The following is a 25,376-nucleotide window of genomic DNA, read 5'->3' as shown; positions in this document are numbered from 1 at the left end:
CCTGAACGGTCCTCCTCTCTCCCTAAGCATGAAGCAAATCCACAAACAGCACTTGAAAAACGAACGTCTGACGACGCATACATTGTACCGGAGCAGGTAGACAAAACGGCATTGAACCTTTCCCGGGTGCGTTATTGCTGAACTGCAAACCTCTCCAGAAAGCAGGATCATTTAAGTACAAATCATCTACCAGGTAAGTCTTATGGAAACCCAGTTTGGAACAACCTTGCTCCCGAATGCGGATGATATTCGGGAAACGATCACTCGGCTAATCGACAGGCTGGAAACCTCGTTGCGGCACTTGCTGCTTGAGGTCTGGGACAGCCCCGAAGACAATGCGAGGGCAGAAGAAAAACTGAAGCGTATTTTCTCTGGTCAGGGGCACCCCGACAGCTGTATTTATGCCGCCCATGACGCGATATTGAATGCTGCGCTTTCACAGGATGAACCCGGCTTTGAACGGGCCTGTCTGGAATTTCTACAGCTCCCCGATCAGGTGCAGGCAAGCGGCCTCAGGGTGCGCGGCCTGTCTGAAAAAGAACTGGGGCCCACCGCATGTGACCTTCTTCGTCGTGCCTATTGCGATGATGCCGGGCTTACAGCAGATCTGCACGCGCCCGGCGTCGAGGAGGCGAAGAAAGCGGTTGCCAAGATCAATCTGGCAAGAGAGATGCTGCAGACCTACGCGCCTGACTGGGCCAGGGAATTCGACCTCCTCGCGCCGCAGATCTACCTTGCCGTTAACGAAGATCCGACGAAGAGCGGCTTTGTCGGTGCCACGGTCTTCGCAGCTTTCGGGTCGATCTTGGTGAATTCTGACAAGATTGATAGGCTGCCAACGGTTCTGATGACGCTGGTTCACGAAAGCTCTCATGCAAAGCTGTTCTTGTATCATCTTGATGACCCGGTCCTTTTGAATAAGGATACCGAGCGGTACACGTCGCCGCTTCGGTCTTCGCCGCGCCCTATGGAAGGGATTTTCCATGCCGCCTGGGTGTCCGCGCGCATGGTGCAGTCCGCGACGTGCATTCTCGACAATGGCTTTTGTGGGTCGGACGCCGAAGAGCTGCGCCGCCAAAGCACGCAGGCTTCTATCATCTATCAGGATTGTGCCACTGAAATTCAGCGGCATGCACGTATGACGCCATTGGGCCGACAATTGTTTGATGACGCACAGAGGGCGATGTCAGATGTACGCTGCTGACACCATTGGCGCGGCCTTTCTGAAACAGGTAGAGGCCACCCCCCAAGCCATACTTTTCGAAGTCGGCGGCGGGACTGGAATCGGAACCGGGATCGGGCGTCTCACATACTCAGACTTCAAAGCACGTATCGAGTTGACGCGGTTGGCCTTTGCAGAACACGGCGTTGCCGCAGGTCAGGTGGTGGGGCTTGCCAACACCAACCAGATTGACGCGTTCGCCGCAATTTTTGCGCTATGGGCATTGGGGGTATCGCCCCTGGTGCTCGATTTCAGAAGCCCGCCTTCGGACATTATGGAGAGGGCCACGAGGGCGCGTGCTGCATATATCTTTTCGGACTTCAGGAAGCTGGCGCAGCACGATGGAATTTTGGAATTTCCAAGAGTTGTTGTGGCGACTGACACTTCGGACGGGTTGGTTTTTCCAGCCGTGCCGGGTGGTACGGCAGATTTCATCATGAGCTCTGGAACAACAGGGGTTCCGGCGCTGCACCCCGTCTCTCATGCGGAACTCTTGAGCGCGCTTGACCGCATGGCCCTCGGTGGCGAAAGAGGCCATTGGGGAAATGCCGTCTCCTGCCTCAATCTCAGCTTTCCGGGAACACGCTATATCTGGTACCGCAACGCGATCAGCGGCCGAAAGATCATCACTGTTCCAGTTTTTTTCAGCTATGCGGAACTTGATGCGGCCCTTATGCACGAGAATGCTGAAGAAGTCACCTTGCCGCCGGTATTGATCCGCGGCCTGGTCCAGCACATCAAGGACCAGGGGCTGGTCGGGGATGGGCCGCGCTATGACCGCTTGGTCAAAATGCAAAGTATCGGCGGCCCATTACTTAGCCCTGCTCTGACCGAAGCAAAGTCCATCCTGTCAGACACGCTTTGCGTTACTTATTCTTCGACGCAAACGGGCATAATATCCCGCCTTGAAGGGAATGAGGTTGACAGCCATTCGAACTCCGTCGGAATGCCGCTTCCACATCATCATATCAGGATCGTCGACGACCAAGGCCAGTCCTTGCCGACAAATGAGGTCGGCCATATTGAAACGCAGGTGAATGAAAATACCGCTCGCCCCGGTGATCGCGGCTACCTGGATGACGACGGATATCTGTATGTTGTGGGAAGAGTTCAGGAATACCTGTGCCGCAACGGCGTTTCCTTCAATGCGCCGGACCTGGAAAATCAAATACAGATGGTTACCGGCGCGGCGCTTTGCTGCGTGATTTCCAGCCCTGGCGCGGCCGGTGATGAAGACCAGATCATTGCCGTCATTGAAGCCGCCCCAAGCCAGCTGAGTGATTTCAAAACCCGGTTGAGAGCACATCTGTCACCACTGACAAGGCCGGATAAAATCGTGCTGATGCAGGCGCTCCCCAAGACATCCGGTCTCAAAGTCGCCAGGGCACACCTGCATCAGCTGATCGTAAACGCTCCGGAGATATGCCATGTCCTCTGAGCTAGGCGATTGTGTCACAGACGCATTCAATACCTGCTTTCCCGATGCCGAACTGTTGCAAGACAGTGATTTTTTTGACCTGGGCGGGGATTCCCTGAAAGCCGTTGAACTGTGTCGCCTGATTGGTCGATGTCTTGGAACGGAAGTTCATCCATCCATTCTGTTTTCACATTCCACCCCGGTAACGCTCACTGATGCACTTCGGCACGAATACGGGTCCCTATGAAATTTTCAATGTTCGCAAGGAGGTAAGGGAGGTTTTCCTCATCGAAGTAGTGGCCATGCCCACAGGGCAAACGGGCTTGCCGATAAGCCGGAAACAGGTTTTTCACCCGCTTGCTGGTCAGGGCAAAATCACTCAGGAACGGGTTTCTTTCCGGGGCTCCTTCGCCAAAATTGAGCAACGCAGGAACGGCTATTGCCCTGTCGGGTATGGCATCAATAGCGGCAACCGATTTAATGTCGTGGCCAAGTTCCAGGAGTCGCTGCGCAAAGCTGATGGCATAAGGTGCCCCTTGGCAATTCCCCCCCACAAGCGCAATGTCATTGGGGAGTATGTCTGTCAGTTCCTCCGCTAGGTGCTGTGCCATTTCGGCCCCCAACTGATCCCGTTCAGGCGATGGTTTCATGATGACGCTAAGAGAGCGGAGTGCAAAAAACTGCTGCTCTGGATCCAGTGCAGCATAGAAATTCACTGGTTCGTGCCCAGCATTGAAGAACCACAGGATCGGAGGGAGAGAACCGGCTGAATTCAGGTATCTTCCCGCTCCATGAGGTCCAACTGAACGGCCCGGCCAATTTTTGGTCAAGCGCGCAATTGAACGAAACGTTTGGTCCATTTGCGGGTCTGTGGTCATCAGCAACTGTCTTGTTTCCAAAATAAAGCAGGATAAGGCTGGAAGCATGATTGAGGCGGCCCGTCATTTTGCAGACCGCCCCTCTCTTCAAAACTTGGATTGATGTGTCCGTTAAGCAGAGAAACCGGTACCTGGCGGGGCTATTTCACCCACTTTCGAAGCAGCGGCAGCCTTGCTGCCCTTTAACATCAGGATTTTGCTCGAATCTAGTTTCATCATATCTTCCTTTCTCGAAAAGTTTGATCAGGTAGAGATCATTTGTCTCTCCGTGTAAGCTGAAACAGAAAACTCATTTCAACTTAACGTGTCAATGGGGATTGCCAACTTGTTCTGCACTGATCGCAAAAGCCCCAGGCGGGTACGATCACGTGGTTATGTCTGCGGCGTAGCTGCGCCACAGGTCGAAGGCATCTGATCGGGCGTGGCGGTAGGAAATGCTGGACAGGCGATAGCGGCGGGGACGGAAGATCGTGTTTATCTGGTCGTGGGCGTAGAGGAAGCGCTGCGCCTGCCTGAGCGACTTGAACCGGCCCATGAGCTTCTCTCGTTTCCGCGTTGGTCGGTGCGAGCCCTCAATACGATTATTCAGGCCCTTGTGAGCCCGGTGATCTGCGGCCGGCGCCAGCTGGCGGATCGGCTTGATGTAACTGCGCAATTTGTCCGTGACGATAACGCGGGGCTGGCCAAATCGAGCGATCAGCCGCCGAAGAAATCGCCTTGCCGCTTTGGCATTTCGCCTTGGTTGCACCAGAATATCGAGCACGTCGCCATTGCTGTCGACCGCGCGCCACAGCCACATCTTAATGCCGTTTATCGGGACAACGACTTCATCCAGATGCCACTTATCCGCCGCAGCAGGTCGGTCGCGTTTTACGCAACAGGCGAAATGCCGACCAAACCGGTTGACCCATTTTCGAACGGTTTCCCGGCTAACGATGACGCCTCGCTCGGCCAGCAAATCCTCAACATCCGCCGTGCTGAGCGCGAAGCGATGATAGGCTCAAACTGCATAGGCGACAATTGAACGGGGGAAACGATAGCCTTTCAGGCGTGGCATCTCAGCTGAAATATTCATGTTGACCAGCTAAACTCCGCCAGGAATAACGGCAAGTTGGCAATGCCGCACCTCCTGGTTCCTCAGTTGGTGCTCTACACTTTTTTGGCCAAGTCCAAAATTCTATTGCGTAACATCGCTTGACTGAAGCGATCCCTTTACCGAAGTCATGAACTTAGCTTGGTGCCGTCAGAACTTTTGCCCAAGTGTTATGTACAAATAACCTTCAGAATTATTATTCTGCGCATAGTCTATCGCATAGTCAAGCTTGTATTTCTTTGATAACCGAATGCGCAACCCTGCTCCGAATGACACTCCGCCTTCATTTAATGAGAGGGATGAAATTTTAGGTCCGCCTCCTCCGATTGCCGCGAATGCGACGTATCCAAAACGGTCGTTGATACGCCCTCTATATTCAACTTGGGCAGTCGCAGAGGCCTCGTCGATGAACTCCATTGTTGGAAATCCGCGGAGCCCGCTTGCTAACCCAATTCCGCAGTTGTCGAAAAATGGTGCTTGACTGGAAGATGAGCATAGGACACCTCGCGCTGCAAGAACGCCTGTGTTTCCGACTTCGTGGTACGATGCGAGAGAAAAAATGCTCTTGTTGTAACGATTTCGCTCCAATTCTAGTCCGCCTTGTAAAATGGAACTGACGTCCAAAGCGTAACCGATTTTGGCAGAAGCGAGCATTCCAGAGGTTGGAAAGAATGTATTGTCCCGAGTGTCATAAGTTGCGTTCAGCGTAATTTTTGTCATGTCCAATTCTGCTTGTGGCTTTAGCAGCTCGGGCAGCTGTTGAAATACCGGACTATTCAAAGCGAGGCTTGTCTCAAGGTACTCGAGATCGACACCAAAACTCAGATTCTGGGAGGCTGCCCTTTCGACGCTGAAAGCTATCAACGTTCCATTGTGGCGAACCGGAACGTCCAACCCTTTAAAAACGAGATCGTAGTAAACATCGGCCTCCCCTGCGAGCACAGAGACGTCCCACGTTCCTTCTGCAAAACTGACAGCCCCTGCTGCAGCTAGGCCTGAACTGCCGTTGGAAGACTTCATCTTTCCAATGCCAAAGCCAGATGGCTTAGACCCTGGTAGAGTAAACAAATATCCTGCGCCAATGGCCAGTCCCTTACCGATCATTGGGTTAGAGAAGGGAACAGGGGCTACGATCAAAGAGCCTTTGCGCAGACCATAGTCGCTTGATGTAATCGCGGTAGGTTTTCCCATCTGCACGAGTGAAGGACTTGACTGAGCCAGAGCCACTGATGTTCCAAATTGAACGACGCTGGCAGTCGCGATCACGGCGCAGAATATGCGAACGCTCGTCAGGTAAAGGGGCACTGACCAAATCCTTTGTGTTCAATCGGCGGCCTTAACTTCTGAGAAGTAAATGCACCTTGACAGGAAGTAATCTCTAAGGCCACGATAAAATGAAGTCGAAAACTCCATTTCTTGCTTATTGTACCTGTCACGACCGTGAGATGCGTGGACAGCGGGTGGAAAGTATCTAGCTGCATTTGTTAAACGAGGCATAACATGAAAATCCGAGTTCTTACCACTCTTCTTTGCACCTCGTTAGTGGTTTCACCTGCTGCTACCGTGGCACATGAAGACAACCATGCCATTCTTCCCGCAGGCGCCGTCGGAGAGATTGAAGCGACGGGCGTCAAGATGAGATTCGACAACGTCGTGATCCGCGGCGCCCAGATATTCAACGGCTGCGACGAAGAGCTAGCGCAGGCCGATCTTCTGGTCTCCGGACAGCTGATTTCGGCCATCGGCGCAGACGTTGAAGCGCCGGAGGGGGCTTTCGAGATCGACGCGCAAGGCTACACTCTCATCCCCGGCCTGATCGACAATCACTGGCACGGGGTTTTCGCCGAGGCGACGATCGGGCAGCTGATGTTGACCGGCGAAGGCTACTGGAACCTTCTGGCCGCCAGAGCATCCAACAATGCATTGAATCGCGGGTTCACGACGCTGCGCGATGTGGCCGGGCCGATGTTCGATGTTGCCCGCGCTACCGACGAGGGGCTGATCGACGGGCCGCGCGTCTTTCCATCTGGTCCGGCCCTGTCGATCACGGCCGGCCACCAGGATTTTCGCCTGACGCGGGATGTTCCTGCCACGCGGGATAATCTGCATTCATTCGAGCTCGGCAGCATGTTTTACATTACCGACGGCGTTCCGGATGTTCTGAAGCGGGTGCGGGAGAACCTCATGCAGGGGGCCACGCATATCAAACTGATGGCAGGCGGTGGCGTCACCTCGTCTTACGATCCGATCCACACCATTCAGTTCACGGATCAGGAGTTTCAGGCTGCGGTGGAAGCGACCGAAGCCTGGGGCACCTACGTCACCACCCATGCCATCAGCGACGAGGCGGTGAAGCATTCCATCGAGAATGGGGCGCGCAGCGTAGAACACGGTCACATGGCCACGCGTGAAACGCTCCAGATGATGAAGGATGAGGGCGTCTGGCTCAGCATGCAGCCCTTCCTTGATGACGAGGACGCGCCCACACTTAACGAATTCCAGAAAGCGAAATATACATCCGTCGTCGTCGGAACCGACTTCGTTTACCGTACCGCCAAGGAACTTGGCCTGAAGATTGCCTTCGGCACCGATACGCTCTTCAGCGCGGATCTTGCCAAACGACAGGGCGCTGTGCTGGCAAAGATGGAGCGTTGGTTCACGCCCTACGAGGTTCTGAAAATGGCCACCTGCGACAATGCGGAACTGCTGAAGATGTCGCAGAAAGTCACGCCATATCCGCTGGGACCACTCGGCGTGATCGAGGAAGGTGCCTACGCCGACATGATCCTCGTGGACGGTAATCCGCTCGAGAACCTCGACCTGATCAGCGACGCGAAAGCGAACTTCGGCATGATCATGAAGGACGGTATCATCTACAAATACGACATGGAGTGAATTGCGATGCTTAGACGATTCTTAACCGCTTCCGCTTTTGCTTTTTCGGCGTCGGTCGCGGGGGCGCAGAACGATCCAACGGTCCCTATAGTCATAACCAATGTGAATGTTTTCGATGGGGTGAGCGAGGAACTGATCGAGGACGTGAATGTCGTCGTCGACGGTAACCTGATTGTGGCGATCACCACCGAAGATGTTGTAGTCGCCGGTGGTCTGGTGATCGACGGTGGCGGCCGTACGCTGATGCCGGGGCTGATCGATACTCACACACACATCATGCTGCATTCGGATCCCGTGACCCAGTTGATTACGCAGGATACCTTCGAACAAGGGGCTCGCGGCGCGGCACGTGCGAAGGCCTATTTGGATGCCGGGTTCACCACTGTGCGAGACTTGGGCGGAAATTGTTTTGGCGTAAAGAATGTCATCGACGCGGGCGTTTCGCCCGGGCCTCGGATTTACTGCGGCGGCGCCAGTATCACGCAAACATCCGGACATGGCGACTTTCGGATGACGAACGATGGGCACCCTCGGTTTGACGGTTTTGCGGCCTCCGGTGTCGCCAATACGACGAAAACCACCATCATCGCGGATGGCGTCGATGACGTGCGCGCCGCCGTTCGTGAAATGCTGTTCCGGGGGGCGTCCCAAATCAAGGTGCATGCCGGTGGCGGCGTAACCAGTTTCAAAGACCCGCTGGAGGCAGCCCAATACACCCAGGAAGAACTCAATGCCGCGGTGGAAGAGGCTGAGCGTTACGGCACCTATGTGACCGTACATGCGCAGGTCAATAATGCGGTTGTGGCGTCGCTGGATGCTGGCGTGAAGACTGTCGAACACGGCCTTATCATGGAAGAGGAAACCATGGTGAGAATGTCCGAAGAAGGCGTTTACTGGATCCCACAGGCGTTTCTCGCGCTTCAGGACGTCTCGAGCAATCCGCTGTTTCAGGATCCGATCCAGAACGCTAAGTTAGCCAAGGTCAATGCAGGCGCGCGCCAAGCCTTCGAATGGGGTATTAAACACGGCGTCAAGACGGGCTGGGGAAGTGATGTCTTCGGAGCAAACGAGATCTTTGCAACGTTCCGGCAGGAATTCGCCTTTCGTGACGAGTTCTACGAACCCATCGAACAGATGCGGCAAGTCACCGGTGTGAACGGAGAGATTCTCTCCTTGAGTGGCTTGAAGAACCCGTACGTTGACGGACCGCTCGGTGTCATCGCCGAAGGCGCTTACGCGGATATCATTCTCGTCGACGGTGATCCGACCCAAGACATTCGGGTGTTGATGGATTCGAACAACATCGCCCTGATCATGAAAGATGGTGCCATCTACAAAGACGACTTGGAGTAACAATGTAAGCGGTGCAAAGACCCCATGTTTCAATAAATTAAGGGGTTTGAGATACTGGCGCCACCTGAAGAAAGGAGGTGGCAATGCTAGATGGAATGATGCCGGAAGAAGTGAAGGTGTGGGGGGGCACGGTCCCCGTTTCCCCAACCGGGAGGCGGAAATGGCGTGACGCGCTTGAGGCCGCGGCCACGCGAAGCCCGGACAAGAACGTATCAACGATACAGGCCAGACAATCCCGGCTGAAGTCCGTCGATGACGCAAAGCACGCGGAAGCGACGGCCGTCCGAGAGGCTGTCTGAGACGAAGTTCAGGGACCATCGCTGGTTCGACCCCTGCGGGATCGCGATGGGCGCACGGGTTCCGATCGCTCGCTTGCGGACGCCACGCTTGCCCACTGTCTGGCCTGCTTCACGGTAGATCCGGTAGAGCTTCTTCAAGTTCACCGTCCAACCCTGTCTCCCCAGCAAAAGGTGCAGCCGATGATAGCCAAAGCGCCGCGGTTCACCGGACAGCTCCTTCAGCCTTGTTCGCAATTCCGCATCTATCGGCATGGTTGATCGTCGCCGATAGACGCGCGGATCAATCCCAGCCAACGCACCAGCCCGCCGCTGGTTGTAATTCTTCTCTGTCATGGCCCAGTCCACAGCTCATCGCCTTGCACCGGGCTTCAGAAGTTTTTTCCCAGCATCTCCTTCGGCGTGGCCACATCACGCATGTGGTCCGCGAGCATCTTCTTGAGCTTCGCGTTCTAGGCCTCGAACGCCTTCAACCGCTTGGCCTCAAATGCTTCCATGCCGCCATACTTCGAGCGCCACTTGGAAAACTTTCGCCGCTGATGGCGTGCTTCCAGCACAGTTCCTTGGCGCCTATTCCCGCCTGATGTTCGTTCAGGATCCCAATGAACAGCTCTTCGCTGAAACGGCTTTCCCGCATCGTCTGTCTCTCTTCGTTTGAAAAACAGGCTAACTTCAAACCGCGGACTTTTCAGGGGAACAGGTCAGGATTTTCAATCAATACGTTCCTCAAACTCCAATCAAGTTGGTAGAATACGATTAAGCATGCAGATTCGGTCACTGATAGCACTCCGTATTGGGGAAGGGTTTAGTGTGTGGCTCGCTGGGGCCAGCCCCCAGTGAGTTTTCTTAGTATCGGTTTGAGGAGACTGAACTTGAATACTCTGCCCCGAAAAGTGTTTCTTGTGTTCATGACCTATCTGACATTGACAGTTCCCTCAATTTCATCAGCACAGCAGGCAAGCGCGGCACTCTCAGGACCGAATGCGACACCTAACATTTTGAATGAAGGTGCGCAGGAAAAGAACGATGTGCTGGGTGTAAATATGCAGCAAAGTTTCGATGAATGGAAAGCTGGCATCAAAAGAAGATCAGGGTTGGATTTCGGGTTTGATTACAACGCGCTTGGATATACCGCCAGTTCCAGTCTTGCTGATAGCACCTCAGCAAGTGGGGCGTTCCGCCTGTATGGGACGTGGGATCTGATCGACCGAGACGGGCCGAACACAGGTAGCCTGATTTTCAAGTTCGAGAATAGGCACAGTTTTTCTGACGTGCCCCCGACTGGTTTCAACGCGGAACTTGGGTATGCGGGGCTCGTCAGTTCTGTGTTCAGCGATCAAGGTTGGCGAGCTACTCATTTGTATTGGCAACAGGAATTTGCGCAGGGTAGAGGTGTTGCCTATCTCGGATGGTTAGACGTGACTGATTTCGTTGATGTCTACGCTTTGGCCAGTCCGTGGAGTGGGTTTTCTAATTTAGCCTTCCAGACGGGGTCTGGGACGATAGGCGGCTTGCCGGACGGGGCACTCGGTGGAATGGTGGGAGGCTTTCTATCCAACAATGTTTACGTCGCATCTGGTATTGCTGATGCAAACGCCGACCCCACTGATCTGCTTGGCGGATTTGACACATTGTTTGACGCTGGCGAAACGTTCAAGTCGCTGGAAGTCGGCTGGACAACTGGGGCTGAGGCGCTTTTCGTTAATAACGCACATCTAACTTTCTGGCATATCGACGACCGACAAGCGGCAGGCACGTCCGAGGGGCATGGTGTCGCCTTTTCTTTCACCCACTCGGTTGATGGGGCATGGCTTCCATTCATTCGAGGGGGGTGGGCCGATGGCGGCGGGAGTCTATACGAAGCAGCGGTCAGTATCGGCACGGGGTACAGCGCGGATCCATCTCGAAGCCTGACCGGAATTGGTGTGAACTGGAGCAGGCCAAATCAAGACACATTTGGCGGCAAACTGGATAATCAGTTGGCTGTCGAGGCTTTCCACAAGATCCAATTAACCGAAGGTTTCGAGATCACCCCAAGCCTTCAGCTCATCAAGAACCCAGCACTCAATCCAGTTGAGGACACTATCGCACTGTTCGGCCTGCGTATGCGAATGGCTTTCTAAATATAGAGAACGTTAGAGTTTCTATGCGCATCATCTAGATATCTTTAGCGAAATGATCAAGCCGAATTATATACCGTATGGTGCCGATTTTCTTGTGAGCCACACTTCAAAGTTTGATTTAAATCAACCAGTAAGGAGAGCGTCATATGCTATTATCAAACAAGCTTCATATCCCGTACGTTAAGAGATTCGGAGATCATATGAATAAAATCCAGAAGTGCGCTCAAGCGACAATGAGGATGCCTTTATTGAAATCTATGGCCTTTTTGATCAGCCTTGCGTCGCCCATAATGGCGCAAGAGGAAATCAATAATGGGACGAATCCAGTCAAGCTCACCAGTCAGATAGCTTTCCAGTACCAATTTAATCAGATTAATTCCAGCCTTAATACTGGACTACTCGAAATGGCGTATACAAAACCATTTGGAGATGGCTCGCAATCCTTCCGCTTTACTTTGCCTTTTTCAGACAGTCCCTTTAATGCTCATCCCCTCATCAGTGGGACCGCAGGCATTGCTGCAACCAATCCATCCGTCGGCGAAGAGTTACGGCTGGGTGATATAAGTCTTATGCTGATCAAGGTCTTCGGGGTGACAGAGAAAAATGGTGCGGCCGCCACCTTTGAGCTATTCCTTGACACAGCCGAGACGGAAACAGCCGGATACGGCCAGTTCGCTGCCGAAGCCTCCGCTTATTATGCGTGGTTCCTTGACAACGGTTCGATCTTTGCACCGGCGCTAGTTCATACTTTCGGACTGGAGGGCGGCAATAGCAGAGGCGTGGATGTAAATACAACAACGATCGATTTTTATTACGTACCTAAGCTGAATAATCCAAAATATTACATAACTGCCGACCCTGCGATTATCCATGATTGGGAGACAGACGCGACGTTCGGTAGTCTTCAGGTTACATTCGGAATGATGACAGGTAAGGCTTTTGGTGGCGATAGTCAGATATTCATCAAGCCGGGCGTTATGTTTGGAGGCGATGCACCGGCAGATTGGTCGGTGCAAGTTGGATATAAGGTTCTGAACTTCTAAATAACCTTAATAGTTATCTTTACGCCCCAAATAACGAAAAAATGATAGGATGAAAGTTATGAAAAAGCTGCTCACAACCACGTTATTGATCTCATTGGCCGCTTCCACCGCGCATGCACAGGAATATGATCTTGTCATTGTGAATGGACGCGTAATGGATCCGGAGACAATGCTTGATGCAACATTGAACGTGGGCGTAAAGGATGGTCGAATCGAAATTATAACACCGGCGGAAATCGTAGGTACCGAAACCATCGACGCCAGCGGTCATGTGGTTGCTCCGGGCTTTATAGACCTGCATTTTCATGCATTGGACGGGCTGTCGCTTAAGTTGGCCGCCCTTGACGGAGTTACAACAGGCATGGATCTAGAGGCTGGGGCAATCCATGTCGCAGACTGGTACGCCGCAAAAGAGGAGTCCGGCTGGCCCTTGAATTACGGCACTGCCGTTAGTCAGGAAATGACACGAACGCGTGTCCATGACCCGGAAGTCGATACCAGTGGCTGGCACGACGCTACCAGCGTTTTTGAGCTGCGCGCTAAGGCGGTAGAGGATGGTGTGCCCGGATGGTCAGTTTCTCGTAGTGATCCGGATCAGTTCAACCAGATCCTTTCCTACATCGATGAAGAAATGCGTCAGGGTTCTCTCGGTGTAGCCTCAACCATCGGGTATATGACTGAAGGGGTCACCACTTTCGAAATGTATAAAACTCAGGAAGTCGCTGCCAAATATGGTCGCTTCCTCGGAGCACATGTCCGTTTTCACGGTAATCCTTCGAACCCCGAGGGGCCGTTGGGAACCAGTGAACTATTGGCAAACGCTATGGCGCTTGATGCTCCGTTTTCTCTCAACCATAATAACGAATACGGATGGTGGGAAAATGAGGAAAAGCTGCAAAAAGCGCGCGCGCAAGGCTACAATGTGTGGTCAGAGTATTACCCTTACTCTGCGGCCTCGACAGCTATTTCAGCGGAGTTTTTTCACCCAGACAAATTTGCGATTATTTCCGGTGGACGACCTTACGAGGAAACGATCTATGATCCCGTTCAGGACAAGTTCCTAACACAGGAAGAGTGGGAAAAGACTTCTGCGGAGTTTCCTGGTCGCTCCATTTTTGCTTTCAACCCGAACCGGGACAAGTGGTTACCGTACTGGCAACGAATGCCGCATATGATCGTAGCGTCAGATGCAATGTGGTCTGGCAAAGGTCTAGAATCTTGGGATCTGCCCCCCGAGGAGTATGTAGGGCATCCGCGCACGGCAGGGACCCGTGGAAAAGTTTTGGCTGGAGGTCGCCAGCAAGGCGTACCACTAATGTTTACGATAGCACAAATGGCCTATTGGCCCGCTTATCATTTGGGTCTAACTGGACTAAAGGGAATGCAAGAACGTGGTCGCCTGCAGGAAGGCATGGTTGCAGATATTACCATCTTTGACCCGGAAACTGTAAAAGACAACGCAACCTATAAGGCCGGGGCGCAGGGGCTTCCTACTACCGGTATTCCTTATGTCATTGTAAATGGAGTGCAGGTTGTGCGAGAAAACGAGTTTCAGCTTGACGTACGCCCAGGGAAATCCATACGGTTTCCCGTAGAGGCTGAGGGGCGTTTTGAACCGATAACGCGTGAGAATTGGGACCGGCACCATGCTATTGCAGGTTTCACTGTTGATGACGGCTCTCTTGCCCAGTCGGCTTCAAATAACTAACGCTAAGTCCGGTCCTTTTGAAAATCCATTCAGTGGGACCGGCTACACAGCGGCTTACGGCTTGGAAACGTAAAATTTCAGTCTCAGCTGATTGGTCAATACAGCCTTACGTGAAAGCTCCGCTCCGAAACGGTGGTGTTCACCCGAACTGTTATGACGTGAAATCATTCCAAAACTGGAAAATTGGGATGAACAGGGAAGCAAGTGTATGCGCGCGGTCTTAATGATCATTGTTGCAGTTGTCTCAGCATCTGATGCTAGTGCTCAAGAGTTACAGCAGAGCGCGAAAGTACCAACGATTGCTGCAGATGCCTCAAACTTCAATGAAGATAAAAATGCCCTGCGCACCTTAGATGACCTGGTTCGTGCGACTGGAGTGGATGTCAGTATGTTGAGCAAAAAACTTAGGGAAGACAGCGCAGGAAATTTGTCAGGTATGGGCTTTTCTCAACTTTTCTGCACGACCCACAATCGATTCGAAACACGGTTTTCCAAACCCAGTTTTTCGGAACAGTTCTTTACTGAAGCGATCGATCCTTTAGAATAGTCGCAGGTCAGGACGCAGTGCGTTTCCATTGGTTTCGTGTGTGTCATGTTTCGAATGCGAGCGGCAGAACTACGTCTGCTGGCAGAAATCAATAGGTCCTGTCCTTAGCAAACCTTTACAACGGATTACAGAAATCCCTTCTGTCCTCAAATAGTGCTCGTAACAACTGTCATCGATTGCGGGTAAGGCATGGCAAATGTTTCTCGCACACCGCAATTAAGAAAAATCACGACACGAGAACCTGACCACCGATTATACGCAAAACATGAAGGAGTAACACAGTCAACTTTTTTGTGGCGAAGCAAGTTCACAGCATGGTATGAATGGATGAATGGATCCAATTTATCTACTCACATGTACCCTATTTGCGGGCAAGCTCAAACTGGTATTGGTGCATTGATTTCGTTCTTCCTCACACTTTACAGGTTCATCAAGGCAGTTTTGCGTAGTTGGAACGATAAAAACTTCCGAGCTGCGCTGGTTCTGGCCTCGGCGATTCTCCTTTCAGGGGCTCTATTTTACCACAGTGTAGAGGGCTGGAGTTGGACAGACTCGCTGTACTTCAGCGTGACTACGATTTCAACTGTCGGACTTGGCGATCTTTCTCCACAAACTCAAATTGGCAAGCTATTTACCGTGCTCTACATCTTCGTCGGAGTTGGGGTTTTTGTTGCAGTGTTCACCCAGTTTGCCAGAGCTTTACTGGACTCCGAGATTAACATGCCATCCGCCGCCTCCACTTCAAGTACGAAGCCGGATAGCGTCAATAGACCTTCGAGCAACCGATGAGCATTCTATCAATACAGAACTTGAGATTCGCTTGGCCAGGCGCCAACCAAAGCACATTGAACATAAAATCATTTTCCATTGAACCTGGAGAGCGTGTTCTGCTCAGTGACCGAAGCGGCAGCGGTAAATCCACGCTTCTTTCCGCGATCGCAGGAACAATCGAACCACAGCGAGGTACGCTAAGCGTCTGTGGGACAGACCTTACAGAACTGTCTTCCACCGAGCGTGACCGATTTCGATCAGACAACATTGGAATGATACATCAGCTATTCAATCTTCTTCCCTTCTTAAATGCCTTGGATAATGTGACTTTACCCTGCCGCTTTTCGCGGCGGCGTCAGAAAGATCTGGACAATCCACGCATCGAAGCCAGACGTTTACTCTCAGCTATGGGCATGGATGGAGAGCAGCTTCTTAGCATGCCGGTTTCAGAACTCAGCGTCGGACAGCAACAGCGTGTCGCAGCAGCGCGTGCTCTCATTGGGTACCCGCCCATAATTTTGGCTGATGAGCCCACTTCCGCGCTAGACCCGGTTTCACGCGATGCGTTTTTAGATTTAGTTCTGGCAGAATGCCTTGATGCAGGTTCCACGCTTCTATTTGTCAGCCATGATCCGGGGATCGCAGGTCGTTTTGATAGAAGTATCGATTGGATGACAGTCAACGAAAACAGGTCTGTTTAGAAATGATTGGTTTAGCGTTAAAAAGCCTGCAGAGCAGACTTTTCACTGCTGTTTTGACAGTACTGGCTGTTGCAATGAGTGTGGCTCTTTTGATTGGGGTCGAGCGAATACGTGAAGCTGCCCGCAATGGTTTCTCCGACACGGTGTCTGGAATTGATCTGATTGTTGCCGCCAGGGGTGATGACTTGCAAATACTGCTGGCTACGGTGTTTGGCATCGGTTCAACAGCTAATAGCGTAAGCTGGGAAACGTACGAGGAAATACGCGATCTGCCAAATGTTGCTTGGGCTGTTCCGTTGGCCCTTGGAGATACTCACGCAGGTTTCCCGGTGGTCGGTACCACGCCTGAGTATTTCGACCACTACCGCTATGGAAAAGGTCGGCCTTTGGCGCTCAAAGATGGACAGATGCTTATTGATGACACTGATGCGGTAATCGGATTCGAAGTGGCCTCGTCGTTGGGGTACCAAGTAGGCATGACTATCGTGAACGCTCATGGTGGCGGCGAAATTGAAACGGAAGTACACAGCGAAACACCGTTCACAATTTCTGCAGTGCTTGAGCGAACGGGATCGCCTGTTGATCGCATGGTCTTCGTATCTCTCGAAGGGTTTGCAGCGATACACAGCGAAGATAACGAAAGTACACTTGACCCACTTTCCAATACTGGCCTGGATATGACAACGACCGATGTGGATGGAGCCACGACAAACAGCATGGACCAAGGCCATGACGATCATGAACACGCGCGGGGTTCGATCAATGCAATATATGTTGGATTGACTGCACCTGAGGCAGCTTTGGCCGTTCAGAGATATGTCGGCGAGTTTCAGGCAGAGCCTCTTACAGCAGCAATGCCTACTGCAACGCTTTTTCGTTTATGGTCAATAACATCAATTGCCGAAGCCTCCCTTCGTGCGGTGTCAGCTGCAGTGGTTTTGGCTGGGTTGTTCGGACTAGTTGTTATGTTCACGGCTACACTGGATGCAAGGCGTAGAGAATTTGCCATTCTACGATCCATCGGTGCTACACCAACCTATGTCGCGGGTTTGGTTTTGGTTGAAGCGATGATGGTTGCTTTAGCAGGCATATTGATCGGTCTTCTTTCTCTCGCAGTAATTCTACCCATTCTTACACCCGTGTTCACCCAAAAGTATGGACTTACGCTAGTGTTTAGCTCGCTTTCAAGTTGGGAAATTGGCATAATAGGCTTCATTTTGATTGCAGCCCTGGTGGCTAGTGTAATCCCGGCATCTCGAGTTTTTCGGCAGACCCTTTCTGATGGTCTCAGCATCAGGCTTTGACAAACGGAGAATAACTGAAATGCACCCTCTGAAAATGTGTCTGTCAACAGTCCTTTTTGTCGCCTTGCTGACTGGGTTCGGCATAGCTCAGGCTCAAGAACGGCAAATCGTTTGGAGAGAACTCGCTCCTGAAGCGGAGCCTTACGAAAACCCGTTCGAAAAGCTTTCAACGCAGCAAATCTCAGACTTACGCATGGTGTTGCTAAACGAGATGACTGCGGAGGATTTGTCTTCAACAGACGCCGTGAACCAAGCTAAGTCTCGGTTAGAGGCCGATGGTCTCGATATCGACTACCTACGTAGACAACGAGAGATAGTTATTGAAAAACGGACCGCCGCTGCCACTGGAACGAATCCAACACTAGTAAACACATCCGTGAAAATAGCTGGCTATATGCTGCCCTTACGTGTGGATGATCGCAAAGTAACAGAGTTTCTTCTGGTTCCGACAGTGGGAGCATGTATCCATACCCCGCCTCCTCCCGCAAACCAAATGGTCCACGTGCGCTATCCAGAAGGTTTTGAAGCAAAGGGTCTTTATACTGCGGTCTGGGTATCAGGTCGCCTGAGAGCAAACCAAGCGACCCACACTGTAAGCTATATCGATGGTTCAACTGCCGTTGATGTCGCCTACAAACTGGAAGCGTCAAGTATTGAAAAATACTAAACGGTTTGGCCTGCTGCCGGTTTCGTGGACGACAACTTAAGCTTTCATAGCTCGCTCCTTGAACGTGATAGGGCTTAGGGCCAAGATTCATAGCCAGTAGATGACGTGATCAGCCCCACCCAATTGGTCCATTTTGAATGTTAGTGCATGATCGGCCTCGGTGGCATCGCCAAGTTGTTCGCGGTCTCGTTTTCGCCTAGGTGACGGGGATGAAAATACCATCCGATATGCAGCGTCTGAAAGGCTTCCGTTTTCCGCGAGAGATCATCGCATACGCGGTTTGGGCCTACCATCGCTTCGCCCCCTGAGCACGGCGGATGTTGAAGACCTGCTGGCCGAACGCGGAGTGATCGTCAGTCGGGAAACTGTCAGGCAATGGGTGAACCGGTTTGGCGCCTGACCTGCCCCCCGAAACTTCCCTCGTTTTGAAGTAGAGTTTGCTCAACCTTTTGAAGGAGCAAATAAATGCGAAAGAGCCGTTTCACGGAAGCCCAGATTATCGGGATGATCAAAGAGCAAGAAACCGGGATGCCGACTGCTGAGGTGTGCCGCAAGCACGGTCTCAGCCAGGGCACGTTCTACAAGTTCAAATCGAAGTATGGCGGCATGGAGGTGTCTGACGCGGCCAAGCTGAGAGCGCTGGAGGACGAGAACGCCAAGCTCAAGCGCCTGTTGGCCGACACGATGCTGGATAACGTTGTGCTGAAGGATCTGCTGGGAAAGAACTGACGACGCCGAATAAGCGGCGAGAGGCAGTGCTCAGGGCGATGCGGGATCATGACATCTCGCAGCGCCGGGGCTGCCGACTTGTCGGTGTCGATCCGAAGACCGTCCGGCGTGAACGCCCGCCGAATAATCCTGAGATCAGAGCAGAGATGAAAGCTGTCGCCAACAAGCGGCGTCGGTTCGGCTACCAACGGATCTGCGTGATGCTGGAACGCGAAGGAATGATCATGAACCACAAGAAGCTGCATCGGCTGTATACCGAGGAGAAGCTGGGCGTCAGGCGTCGGCGGGGCCGGAAACGGGCCCGTGAATCGCGGACACCGATGCCTGAGGCGCTGCACCCCGGCGAGCGTTGGTCGCTGGACTTTCTGTCCGATACGTTCGGCGCATCCACTGCCCGGCAATGCATATTTACATGCATGAGAGGGGCGCAAGTTCCGCATATTGGCTGTGAATGACGATTGCTGCCGCGAGAACCTGTGCCTGATGGCTGACACCAGCATCTCGGGCGCGCGGGTGGCCCGTGAACTGGACGCACTTGTCCGCGTCTATGGCAAACCTGCCAGCATTGTCAGCGACAATGGGATCGAGTTTACCAGCCGGGCGATCCTGAAATGGGCCAACAACCACGGCGTCGACTGGCATTACATTGACCCAGGTAAGCCTCAGCAGAACGCCTTCATCGAGTCATTCAACGGCAGCCTGCGCGATGAGCTGCTGAATGAGGAGATATTCTACAGCCTGGATGATGCAAGGCGCAAACTGGCGCTGTGGCGATACGACTACAACCAAGTCAGGCCGCACTCATCGCTCGGAAACCAAGCTCCCGTAGAAGCGCGGCGGGCGCTTGAGCAATTTGAGGGCTCCGCGCCCGCCGCGCTTGCCCAAACCAACGACGAAGAATATGAAATCCAAACCCGCAGGCTCTCCTTATGAATGAGGGAGCCTCGGGGGGTAGGTCAGATTGAACAACCTCATTGAAGGCTCACATCGGCCGACCCGGAAACGCGAGAAGCTGATGGGGCGTTTAAAACGCCCCGCGCCAGGCACAAAGGTTCCTCGCCGCCCACGACCAGATCCGACGCTTTCAATCTGTGGCACGGATATGCACGCGAAATGAACGCCTGACGACACAGCCTACGGCTAATCGTGTCCAGTATCAGACAACTTGGCAATGCCATTTCGGCAGTTACTACCTCGTTTGGCATGAAAGCCTGGACCAATACCCCCCAGTTGTCGCCTTTCGCGACTGGATCGTAGTGGCGCCGTAGCGTTTCAGGCATACCTTGAAATTCAGCCGACTGACCATTCTCTGGTGCACCGAACGAAGTCAGGCGGCGAGAGATCATCCTGACGGTGGATCGATATTCTGCCCCGTGCAAACGACCAGAATTCGCGCCGTCTTACCCTTCCATGGGAGATATAGATGGCCTTGGGACGAATCAAAATAGGCGCTTTCGCCAGTATGAAGGATCACAGACTCTTTCCGTTCGAATAGAATCTGCACCGATCCCGAAACGACATGCACAATTTCCTGCCCGGAGTGTCGAACGTATCGCGGCAGGTCGGGAATGCGCCCCTTCTTCAGGGTCAGCATTATCGTGGTCATCGTTTTGCCATGCACATGAGGGAACAGGATTTCCACGTCGTAGTTTTCGGTGATGTTCTCCACGAAATCACCGGATCGTGCGACGGTCACCAGATCCGGTGAAAATGGCTCTCCATCCGAGAAAAGTGACGCGAAATCAACGCCCAGGGCGCTTGCGACCCTGTTGAATCGCTCGAATCCCAAAGAGCTGAGACCTCGCTCAACTTTTGACAGGGTGGCGATTGATACGTCCGACATCTCGGCGAGCTTTGTGAGCGTCACCTTCTTGCGCTTTCGTATCGCTCGCAGGTTGTTTTGCAGGCGGTTCTGTTCTTTCCCGGAAGAGGCTTTGGCAAGGTGTTCGGTCATGCTTGCAGGGTAGGGTTCGCCAGCTTCTATGGCCAGTCAAATATTTCGTATTCGAAAATTTTTCTTTTCGAATACGAAAACTCATGTTAGATCAGAGTCGAGTTGGGAGGCTTGGATGAAATTTTTTTTTGGAGCTGGGTATGGCTTGGATTGGGATTCGCGCGGTGGAGCCGGACGACCCTGTATGCAGTTTACGGTGACCGACCCTGGCGTCTGTCAAGGCACGGACCGCACCCCGAATGATCGTAAACTTCAACCAACGGAGGTTGCGCTATGACCGGGTGGCTAGTCGTCGGCTACGTTATCGGGACATTGGTGCTCGGTGGCGCCATCGCCTATGCCATTGGCGCTGGGTCGGTCCTTACCTTCATTGTGATGGGCTGGCCGGAATATCTCGCCATTCTTCCCCAACGCATGTTCAGCCAGCTTGATGTTTTTGCATTCCTGGCCATGCCAATGTTCATCCTTACCGGGGAGTTGATGAACCGGGGCGGGATCGCACAAGCGCTGATCAATTTCTCAATGTCCATCGTCGGACGCTTCAAGGGCGGTCTGGGACACGTAAACATCATGACCTCGGTGTTTTTTGCCGGCATCAGCGGGTCCGCGGCGGCAGATGCCGCCGCGTTGTCCAACACGCTGGTGCCACAGATGCAGCGGCAGGGTTATTCACTGAATTACGCTGCAGCCGTGACGGCCGCCTCATCAATTATTGGGCCGATCATTCCGCCAAGCGTTATCCTGATCTTTTATGGGGCCCTAATGAATACGCCGATCGCGGCGCTGTTCGCAGCGGGCATTCTGCCGGGCCTGTTGCTGGGTGGCGTGTTGCTGGCGGTGAACGGTGTGGCAGCACATGTCTATGACCATCCGGGCGGCAAGGGGAGCGAACTGCCCGCCTTCTGGCCCAGTACGCGCAAGGCGCTTCCGGCCCTGCTCTTGCCGATGATCATCCTAGGCGGTGTTCTGTTCGGCTGGATGACGCCGGCCGAATCCGCCGGGATCGCTGTCGTGGCGGCGCTGATCATCGGCTTTGCCTACCGGGAGCTCAACAAAGAGCAACTGGTGCTTGCCGCAGAGCGCACCCTGATGCTGCTGGGGGCAATTTTCATCATTCTCTGCGCCATTTCGACCTTTACCTACGTGACCGCCCTGGCACAGTGGCCGCAGAAGATCTCGGGCGCGGTCGTCGCGCTTGGCCTGAGCAAGATACAGTATCTTCTGGTGCTCAACATCGTTTTCCTGATCGCTGGTATGATCATGGACGTGAAAGCAGCGGTTGCCCTTCTGGCACCGATCTTCGTGCCTCCTGCGCTGCTGATGGGGGTCGATCCGGTGCATCTTGGTATCGTGATCTGCTTCAATATCACGGTGGGCCTGCTATCGCCGCCACTAGGGGGCGTGATCCTGATCATCGCTGCCGTCACAGGCGCGAATTACTGGAAGCTGATTAAGGCAACCCTACCGTTCTTTCTGATCGAAGTTCTGTTGCTGGCTGTGTTGGTCACCTTCCCATCCATTTCCCTGACCCTTCCGACCTGGCTGGGCCTGATGCCCTAACCGAGGGTCAGGCCGTGCCGGATACCCAAACAACGAAAACCAAGGAGAGAAAGATATGAAACACTGGAAAGCAGCCATATCCGCGCTGGCAATTGTTGCGGCTTCCGCCGCACCGTCGCTAGCAGAAACGATCAAGATCGCGATGAATGGGGCAGAGGACATTGAGACAAACTCGGAATACGCCTTTATCGTAGGCTTCCGCGATGCGCTGGAAGGCAGCGGCATGGACGTTCAGGTCTTCCCAACGGATTCTCTTGGTTCTGAAAAAGAGCGTCTGGGGCAAACCTCACAAGGTCTGATCCATGTGAACCTGTCTACTTCTACGACGCCCGCGTCGATCAATCCCATGGTTCGCGGTCTGTTGTTGCCGTTCCTGTTCGAGAACACCGCAGAGTTCGATGCCGCCTTTGCCAGTACCGATCTGCTGGACAAGCTGAACGGTCCCCTGATTGAAAGCGGCGTGAGGCTGGTTGCCTTCAACCAGCGTGGTCTGGATGCCGGTATCTTCAACTCGAGGAAACCGGTCGCTGCACTGGACGATATGACAACCCTTCGGATGCGCGCTCTCAACAAGGGGCAAGTTGCCTTCTACCAGTCCATGGGTGTTGCTTCGGCTGTCGTGGCGTGGGGTGAGGTCGCGAACGCCCTTCAAACTGGCATTGTCGACGGCTATGTGAACCCGCCCAACTCGGCACTTCGATTTGGCCACACGCAATATCTCAAACATTTCACTCCGGCTGATCTGGTGCCTTCCATGCGCGTTGTCATGGTTTCGGAAGACTGGTGGTCTGGTCTGTCGGACGACGATCAGGCAGCGATTGAAAAAGCAATCGAAGCAGGCGTTGCCGCCAATCGGGCATGGGTTGTCGACTGGGCCACGAAGGTTGAGGCGAAATTTGCGGAAGCAGGCGTAACGGTCACTCAACTGGCTCCGGGCGAACGTGATAAGATGCGTGCCCTGGCGCAAACCGTGCATTCAGACGTGCTGTCGGAAGAAGCCCTTGCAGCGTATCACGATGCGCTTGCCAAGGTCCGCAAGTAGGTTGGGTGCGCAATGCGACAGTTGATCGTTTCAGCAAGCAACGTGGTCGATGCGGTTCTGTTCCGCATCGCCACTGTGGCCATCATCCTGCTGGTCTCTATCGTGATGCTTCAAGTATTTGCTAGATATGTCTTCTTTCAGCCGCCCGTCTGGACCGAAGAGATTTCGCGCTACCTGATGATCTGGGCAGGGCTGCTCGGCGCGACGCTGGCATTCAAACGGTATTTCGACCCAGCCGTGTTTCAACCCAATCGCTCGCTTGCAATGCAGCGGATTGCGATGTTGGCGCAGAGCCTTTCTGTTCTAATATTCGTTCTTCCTGTGCTGTTCTATTCGTTCTTCGGACCAGGCATGCGTGTCTCGCGCGGGTTTCTCATGCGGCATTCCAAGACCTTTTCGGAGACGCTCGAGTTTTCGACAGTCTATGTCGCGATCGCGGTGCCGATTTCGCTGAGCGTCATCCTACTGCATCTCGCTGCCCGTTGGGCTGGTGACAAATCCAGCAAAGAGGAGGCAGAGTCCAATGCCTGAGTTTGACATCCTGTTTCGCAACGCGCGCCTGATTGATGGGGAAGGCGGCCCATCTGTCTTCGGTGATCTGGCGGTTACGGACGACCGGATTGCCGCCATCGGCGACCTGTCCGGCGCATCAGGCGCTCACGAAATAGACGCCGAGGGCCTGGCGTTGGCCCCTGGGTTTATCGACTGCCATTGCCATGATGACTACGCTATTCTCGAAACACCTCTTCTTGAACCAAAAATCAGTCAGGGAGTGACCACGGTGATCAACGGCAACTGCGGCGTCAGCGCAGCCCCGGTACTGCCGGACCGCCCTGATCCGCTGCCGCCGCTGACACTGTTCGTTCAGGGCGAGCGCCGGACGTTCAAAGACTTTGCCAGCTATTTTTCCGCGTTGGAGAAATCTCCGGCAGCGGTGAACAGCGCCTGTTTGTGTGGCCATTCGAACCTGCGCCACGCCGTTATGTCGCACATGGACAGACCGGCAACGGCTGGCGAAATAGGCCAGATGCAGGCGCTGCTGACAGATGCTTTGAATGCTGGAGTACTTGGACTCTCAACAGGGCTTTACTACCCGGCCGCACGCGAGGCGCCGACCGAGGAAGTGATCTCGATTTCCCAGACACTCTCCAAATTCAACGCGCTGTACGTTACCCATATGCGCGATGAGGCGGACGGTGTCGCCGCCTCCTTGAAAGAGACCTTCGAGATCGGCGCCAAGGCGGGTGTGCCGGTGATCGTGTCGCATCACAAATGCGTCGGCTGCGCCAATCACGGCAAATCAGAAATGACGCTGAAGCTGATCGACGAGGCGCGCAAGACGCAAAGTGTTGGGCTGGACGTGTACCCATATGTCGCCAGTTCGACGGTGCTCTTGCCCGAGCGGGTGGCCATCAGCGAGCGGGTCCTGATAACCTGGTCCGAAGCCATGCCCGAAGCGTCTGGCCGGTTCCTCTCTGACATCGCCCGGGAAATGGGCTGTTCGGACGAAGTTGCTGCCAAAAGGTTGCTTCCGGGCGGAGCGGTCTATTTTCAGTTGAACGAAGAGGACGTCCGGCGAATTCTTTCCTATCCCGACACTATGATCGGCTCGGACGGGATCGTGCAGGATGTGCATCCTCATCCGCGCGCATGGGGCACCTTCCCCCGGGTTCTGGGCCACTATGCCCGCGACGTCGGACTTTTTCCGCTGGAACAGGCGGTGCGCAAGATGACCTCACTGACAGCCCGTAATTTCGGACTCGCAAACCGGGGTATCCTGCAGGAAGGATTCTTTGCTGATCTCGTGCTGTTCGATCCGGTGACAATTATCGACACCGCCAGTTTCGAAGAACCTTGTCAAGCGTCCATGGGTATAGAACGTGTGTTCGTAAACGGACAGTGCACATGGGTCGATGGAAGTCCGACCGGCGCCCGGCCGGGCATGGCGATCCGCCGCGTTTGAGGGCGAAATCCGAGCGAACGAATACCTGAAGCCATGCGTTGAAATTGCGTTCCGGCGAACCTGTTCGTCTAAACGCGCCCGGTCAGGCCGTGCTTTTATTAGGTACGCCT

21 protein-coding genes and 5 pseudogenes are annotated in these 25,376 nt (G+C 53.6%); 20 read left to right on the top strand and 6 right to left on the bottom strand.

Features of this window, described 5'->3' with window-relative positions; genetic code table 11:
- Positions 1-421 precede the first annotated feature (421 nt).
- Positions 422-1,204: an aKG-HExxH-type peptide beta-hydroxylase gene (locus LRK71_RS15815; RefSeq protein WP_232404794.1), complete on the top strand. Its 783-nt coding sequence runs from the start codon at positions 422-424 to the stop codon at positions 1,202-1,204.
- Positions 1,191-2,660, top strand: a complete 1,470-nt coding sequence (locus LRK71_RS15810) for a class I adenylate-forming enzyme family protein (protein WP_232404793.1) — start codon at positions 1,191-1,193, stop codon at positions 2,658-2,660. The genes LRK71_RS15815 and LRK71_RS15810 overlap by 14 nt, the downstream gene beginning before the upstream one ends.
- 1 nt (position 2,661) lies before the next feature.
- Here the strand turns inward: LRK71_RS15810 and LRK71_RS15805 are convergent, their stop codons facing one another.
- Complete coding sequence (locus tag LRK71_RS15805) at positions 2,662-2,811, bottom strand: hypothetical protein (RefSeq protein ID WP_232404792.1); 150 nt, start codon at positions 2,809-2,811, stop codon at positions 2,662-2,664.
- On the opposite strand from LRK71_RS15805, the gene LRK71_RS20585 reads away from it, so the two are divergent.
- Positions 2,755-2,886: an acyl carrier protein gene (locus LRK71_RS20585; RefSeq protein ID WP_408636019.1), complete on the top strand. Its 132-nt coding sequence runs from the start codon at positions 2,755-2,757 to the stop codon at positions 2,884-2,886. The two genes, LRK71_RS15805 and LRK71_RS20585, sit on opposite strands and share 57 nt — an antisense overlap.
- Here LRK71_RS20585 and LRK71_RS15800 read toward each other — a convergent pair.
- From LRK71_RS15800 to LRK71_RS15790, 3 genes and pseudogenes are all read right to left on the bottom strand, one after another.
- Positions 2,849-3,517, bottom strand: coding sequence for a hypothetical protein (locus LRK71_RS15800; RefSeq protein WP_232404791.1), 669 nt, complete (start codon positions 3,515-3,517; stop codon positions 2,849-2,851). The two genes, LRK71_RS20585 and LRK71_RS15800, sit on opposite strands and share 38 nt — an antisense overlap.
- Positions 3,518-3,881: 364 nt before the next feature.
- Positions 3,882-4,592 (bottom strand): annotated as a pseudogene (locus LRK71_RS15795) (IS6 family transposase).
- Positions 4,593-4,760: 168 nt separating this feature from the next.
- On the bottom strand, positions 4,761-5,915 hold the full coding sequence (locus LRK71_RS15790; RefSeq protein ID WP_232404790.1) for a BamA/TamA family outer membrane protein: 1,155 nt from the start codon (positions 5,913-5,915) through the stop codon (positions 4,761-4,763).
- A 195-nt stretch (positions 5,916-6,110) separates the two neighbouring features.
- On the opposite strand from LRK71_RS15790, the gene LRK71_RS15785 reads away from it, so the two are divergent.
- Positions 6,111-7,505, top strand: coding sequence for a metal-dependent hydrolase family protein (locus LRK71_RS15785; protein ID WP_232404789.1), 1,395 nt, complete (start codon positions 6,111-6,113; stop codon positions 7,503-7,505).
- A 6-nt stretch (positions 7,506-7,511) separates the two neighbouring features.
- Positions 7,512-8,858 carry a metal-dependent hydrolase family protein gene (locus tag LRK71_RS15780; RefSeq protein ID WP_232404788.1) on the top strand — a complete coding sequence of 449 codons (1,347 nt, stop codon included), beginning with the start codon at positions 7,512-7,514 and terminating at the stop codon, positions 8,856-8,858.
- A 184-nt stretch (positions 8,859-9,042) separates the two neighbouring features.
- Here the strand turns inward: LRK71_RS15780 and LRK71_RS15775 are convergent.
- A pseudogene (locus LRK71_RS15775) lies at positions 9,043-9,791 on the bottom strand (transposase); the annotation flags it as partial.
- A 235-nt stretch (positions 9,792-10,026) separates the two neighbouring features.
- Between LRK71_RS15775 and LRK71_RS15770 the strand changes: the two are divergent.
- The 11 genes and pseudogenes from LRK71_RS15770 to LRK71_RS15720 form a co-directional block, all read left to right on the top strand.
- Positions 10,027-11,277, top strand: a complete 1,251-nt coding sequence (locus LRK71_RS15770; RefSeq protein ID WP_232404787.1) for a carbohydrate porin — start codon at positions 10,027-10,029, stop codon at positions 11,275-11,277.
- A 200-nt stretch (positions 11,278-11,477) separates the two neighbouring features.
- The gene (locus tag LRK71_RS15765; RefSeq protein WP_232404786.1) at positions 11,478-12,320 is read left to right on the top strand and encodes a hypothetical protein; all 843 of its coding nucleotides are present in this window, start codon (positions 11,478-11,480) and stop codon (positions 12,318-12,320) included.
- A gap of 58 nt (positions 12,321-12,378) precedes the next feature.
- The gene (locus tag LRK71_RS15760) at positions 12,379-14,028 is read left to right on the top strand and encodes an amidohydrolase family protein (RefSeq protein WP_232404785.1); all 1,650 of its coding nucleotides are present in this window, start codon (positions 12,379-12,381) and stop codon (positions 14,026-14,028) included.
- A 208-nt stretch (positions 14,029-14,236) separates the two neighbouring features.
- Positions 14,237-14,575, top strand: coding sequence for a hypothetical protein (locus LRK71_RS15755; RefSeq protein ID WP_232404784.1), 339 nt, complete (start codon positions 14,237-14,239; stop codon positions 14,573-14,575).
- A gap of 189 nt (positions 14,576-14,764) precedes the next feature.
- Entirely contained in the window at positions 14,765-15,364 is a 600-nt protein-coding gene (locus LRK71_RS15750) for a potassium channel family protein (RefSeq protein WP_232404783.1), read from the top strand.
- Positions 15,361-16,047, top strand: coding sequence for an ABC transporter ATP-binding protein (locus tag LRK71_RS15745; protein ID WP_232404782.1), 687 nt, complete (start codon positions 15,361-15,363; stop codon positions 16,045-16,047). The genes LRK71_RS15750 and LRK71_RS15745 overlap by 4 nt, the downstream gene beginning before the upstream one ends.
- Positions 16,014-17,351, top strand: coding sequence for an ABC transporter permease (locus LRK71_RS15740; protein WP_232404781.1), 1,338 nt, complete (start codon positions 16,014-16,016; stop codon positions 17,349-17,351). Before LRK71_RS15745 ends, LRK71_RS15740 begins: the two co-directional genes overlap by 34 nt.
- Positions 17,352-17,370: 19 nt before the next feature.
- Entirely contained in the window at positions 17,371-18,018 is a 648-nt protein-coding gene (locus LRK71_RS15735) for a DUF3299 domain-containing protein (RefSeq protein WP_232404780.1), read from the top strand.
- A gap of 209 nt (positions 18,019-18,227) precedes the next feature.
- Positions 18,228-18,412 (top strand): annotated as a pseudogene (locus tag LRK71_RS15730) (IS6 family transposase); the annotation flags it as partial.
- A gap of 71 nt (positions 18,413-18,483) precedes the next feature.
- A pseudogene (locus LRK71_RS15725) lies at positions 18,484-19,680 on the top strand (IS3 family transposase).
- A 28-nt stretch (positions 19,681-19,708) separates the two neighbouring features.
- A pseudogene (locus LRK71_RS15720) lies at positions 19,709-19,872 on the top strand (IS6 family transposase); the annotation flags it as partial.
- 217 nt (positions 19,873-20,089) lie between these two features.
- Here the strand turns inward: LRK71_RS15720 and LRK71_RS15715 are convergent.
- Positions 20,090-20,701 carry a helix-turn-helix domain-containing protein gene (locus LRK71_RS15715; protein WP_232404779.1) on the bottom strand — a complete coding sequence of 204 codons (612 nt, stop codon included), beginning with the start codon at positions 20,699-20,701 and terminating at the stop codon, positions 20,090-20,092.
- A 273-nt stretch (positions 20,702-20,974) separates the two neighbouring features.
- Between LRK71_RS15715 and LRK71_RS15710 the strand changes: the two genes are divergently transcribed.
- The 4 genes from LRK71_RS15710 to LRK71_RS15695 are packed head-to-tail and all read left to right on the top strand — an operon-like array spanning position 20,975 to position 25,266.
- The gene (locus tag LRK71_RS15710; RefSeq protein ID WP_232404778.1) at positions 20,975-22,261 is read left to right on the top strand and encodes a TRAP transporter large permease; all 1,287 of its coding nucleotides are present in this window, start codon (positions 20,975-20,977) and stop codon (positions 22,259-22,261) included.
- Positions 22,262-22,316: 55 nt separating this feature from the next.
- On the top strand, positions 22,317-23,303 hold the full coding sequence (locus LRK71_RS15705; protein ID WP_232404777.1) for a TRAP transporter substrate-binding protein: 987 nt from the start codon (positions 22,317-22,319) through the stop codon (positions 23,301-23,303).
- Positions 23,304-23,315: 12 nt separating this feature from the next.
- Entirely contained in the window at positions 23,316-23,834 is a 519-nt protein-coding gene (locus LRK71_RS15700; RefSeq protein WP_232404776.1) for a TRAP transporter small permease, read from the top strand.
- Entirely contained in the window at positions 23,827-25,266 is a 1,440-nt protein-coding gene (locus LRK71_RS15695) for an N-acyl-D-amino-acid deacylase family protein (protein WP_232404775.1), read from the top strand. The genes LRK71_RS15700 and LRK71_RS15695 overlap by 8 nt, the downstream gene beginning before the upstream one ends.
- The last annotated feature ends 110 nt before the right edge of the window (positions 25,267-25,376 follow it).

Source organism: Pseudophaeobacter flagellatus, from assembly GCF_021228235.1.
Classification (GTDB): Bacteria; Pseudomonadota; Alphaproteobacteria; order Rhodobacterales; family Rhodobacteraceae; genus Pseudophaeobacter; species Pseudophaeobacter flagellatus.
Note: the sequence above shows the minus strand (reverse complement) of the source record. Positions and strands in the feature narration are given on the sequence as shown.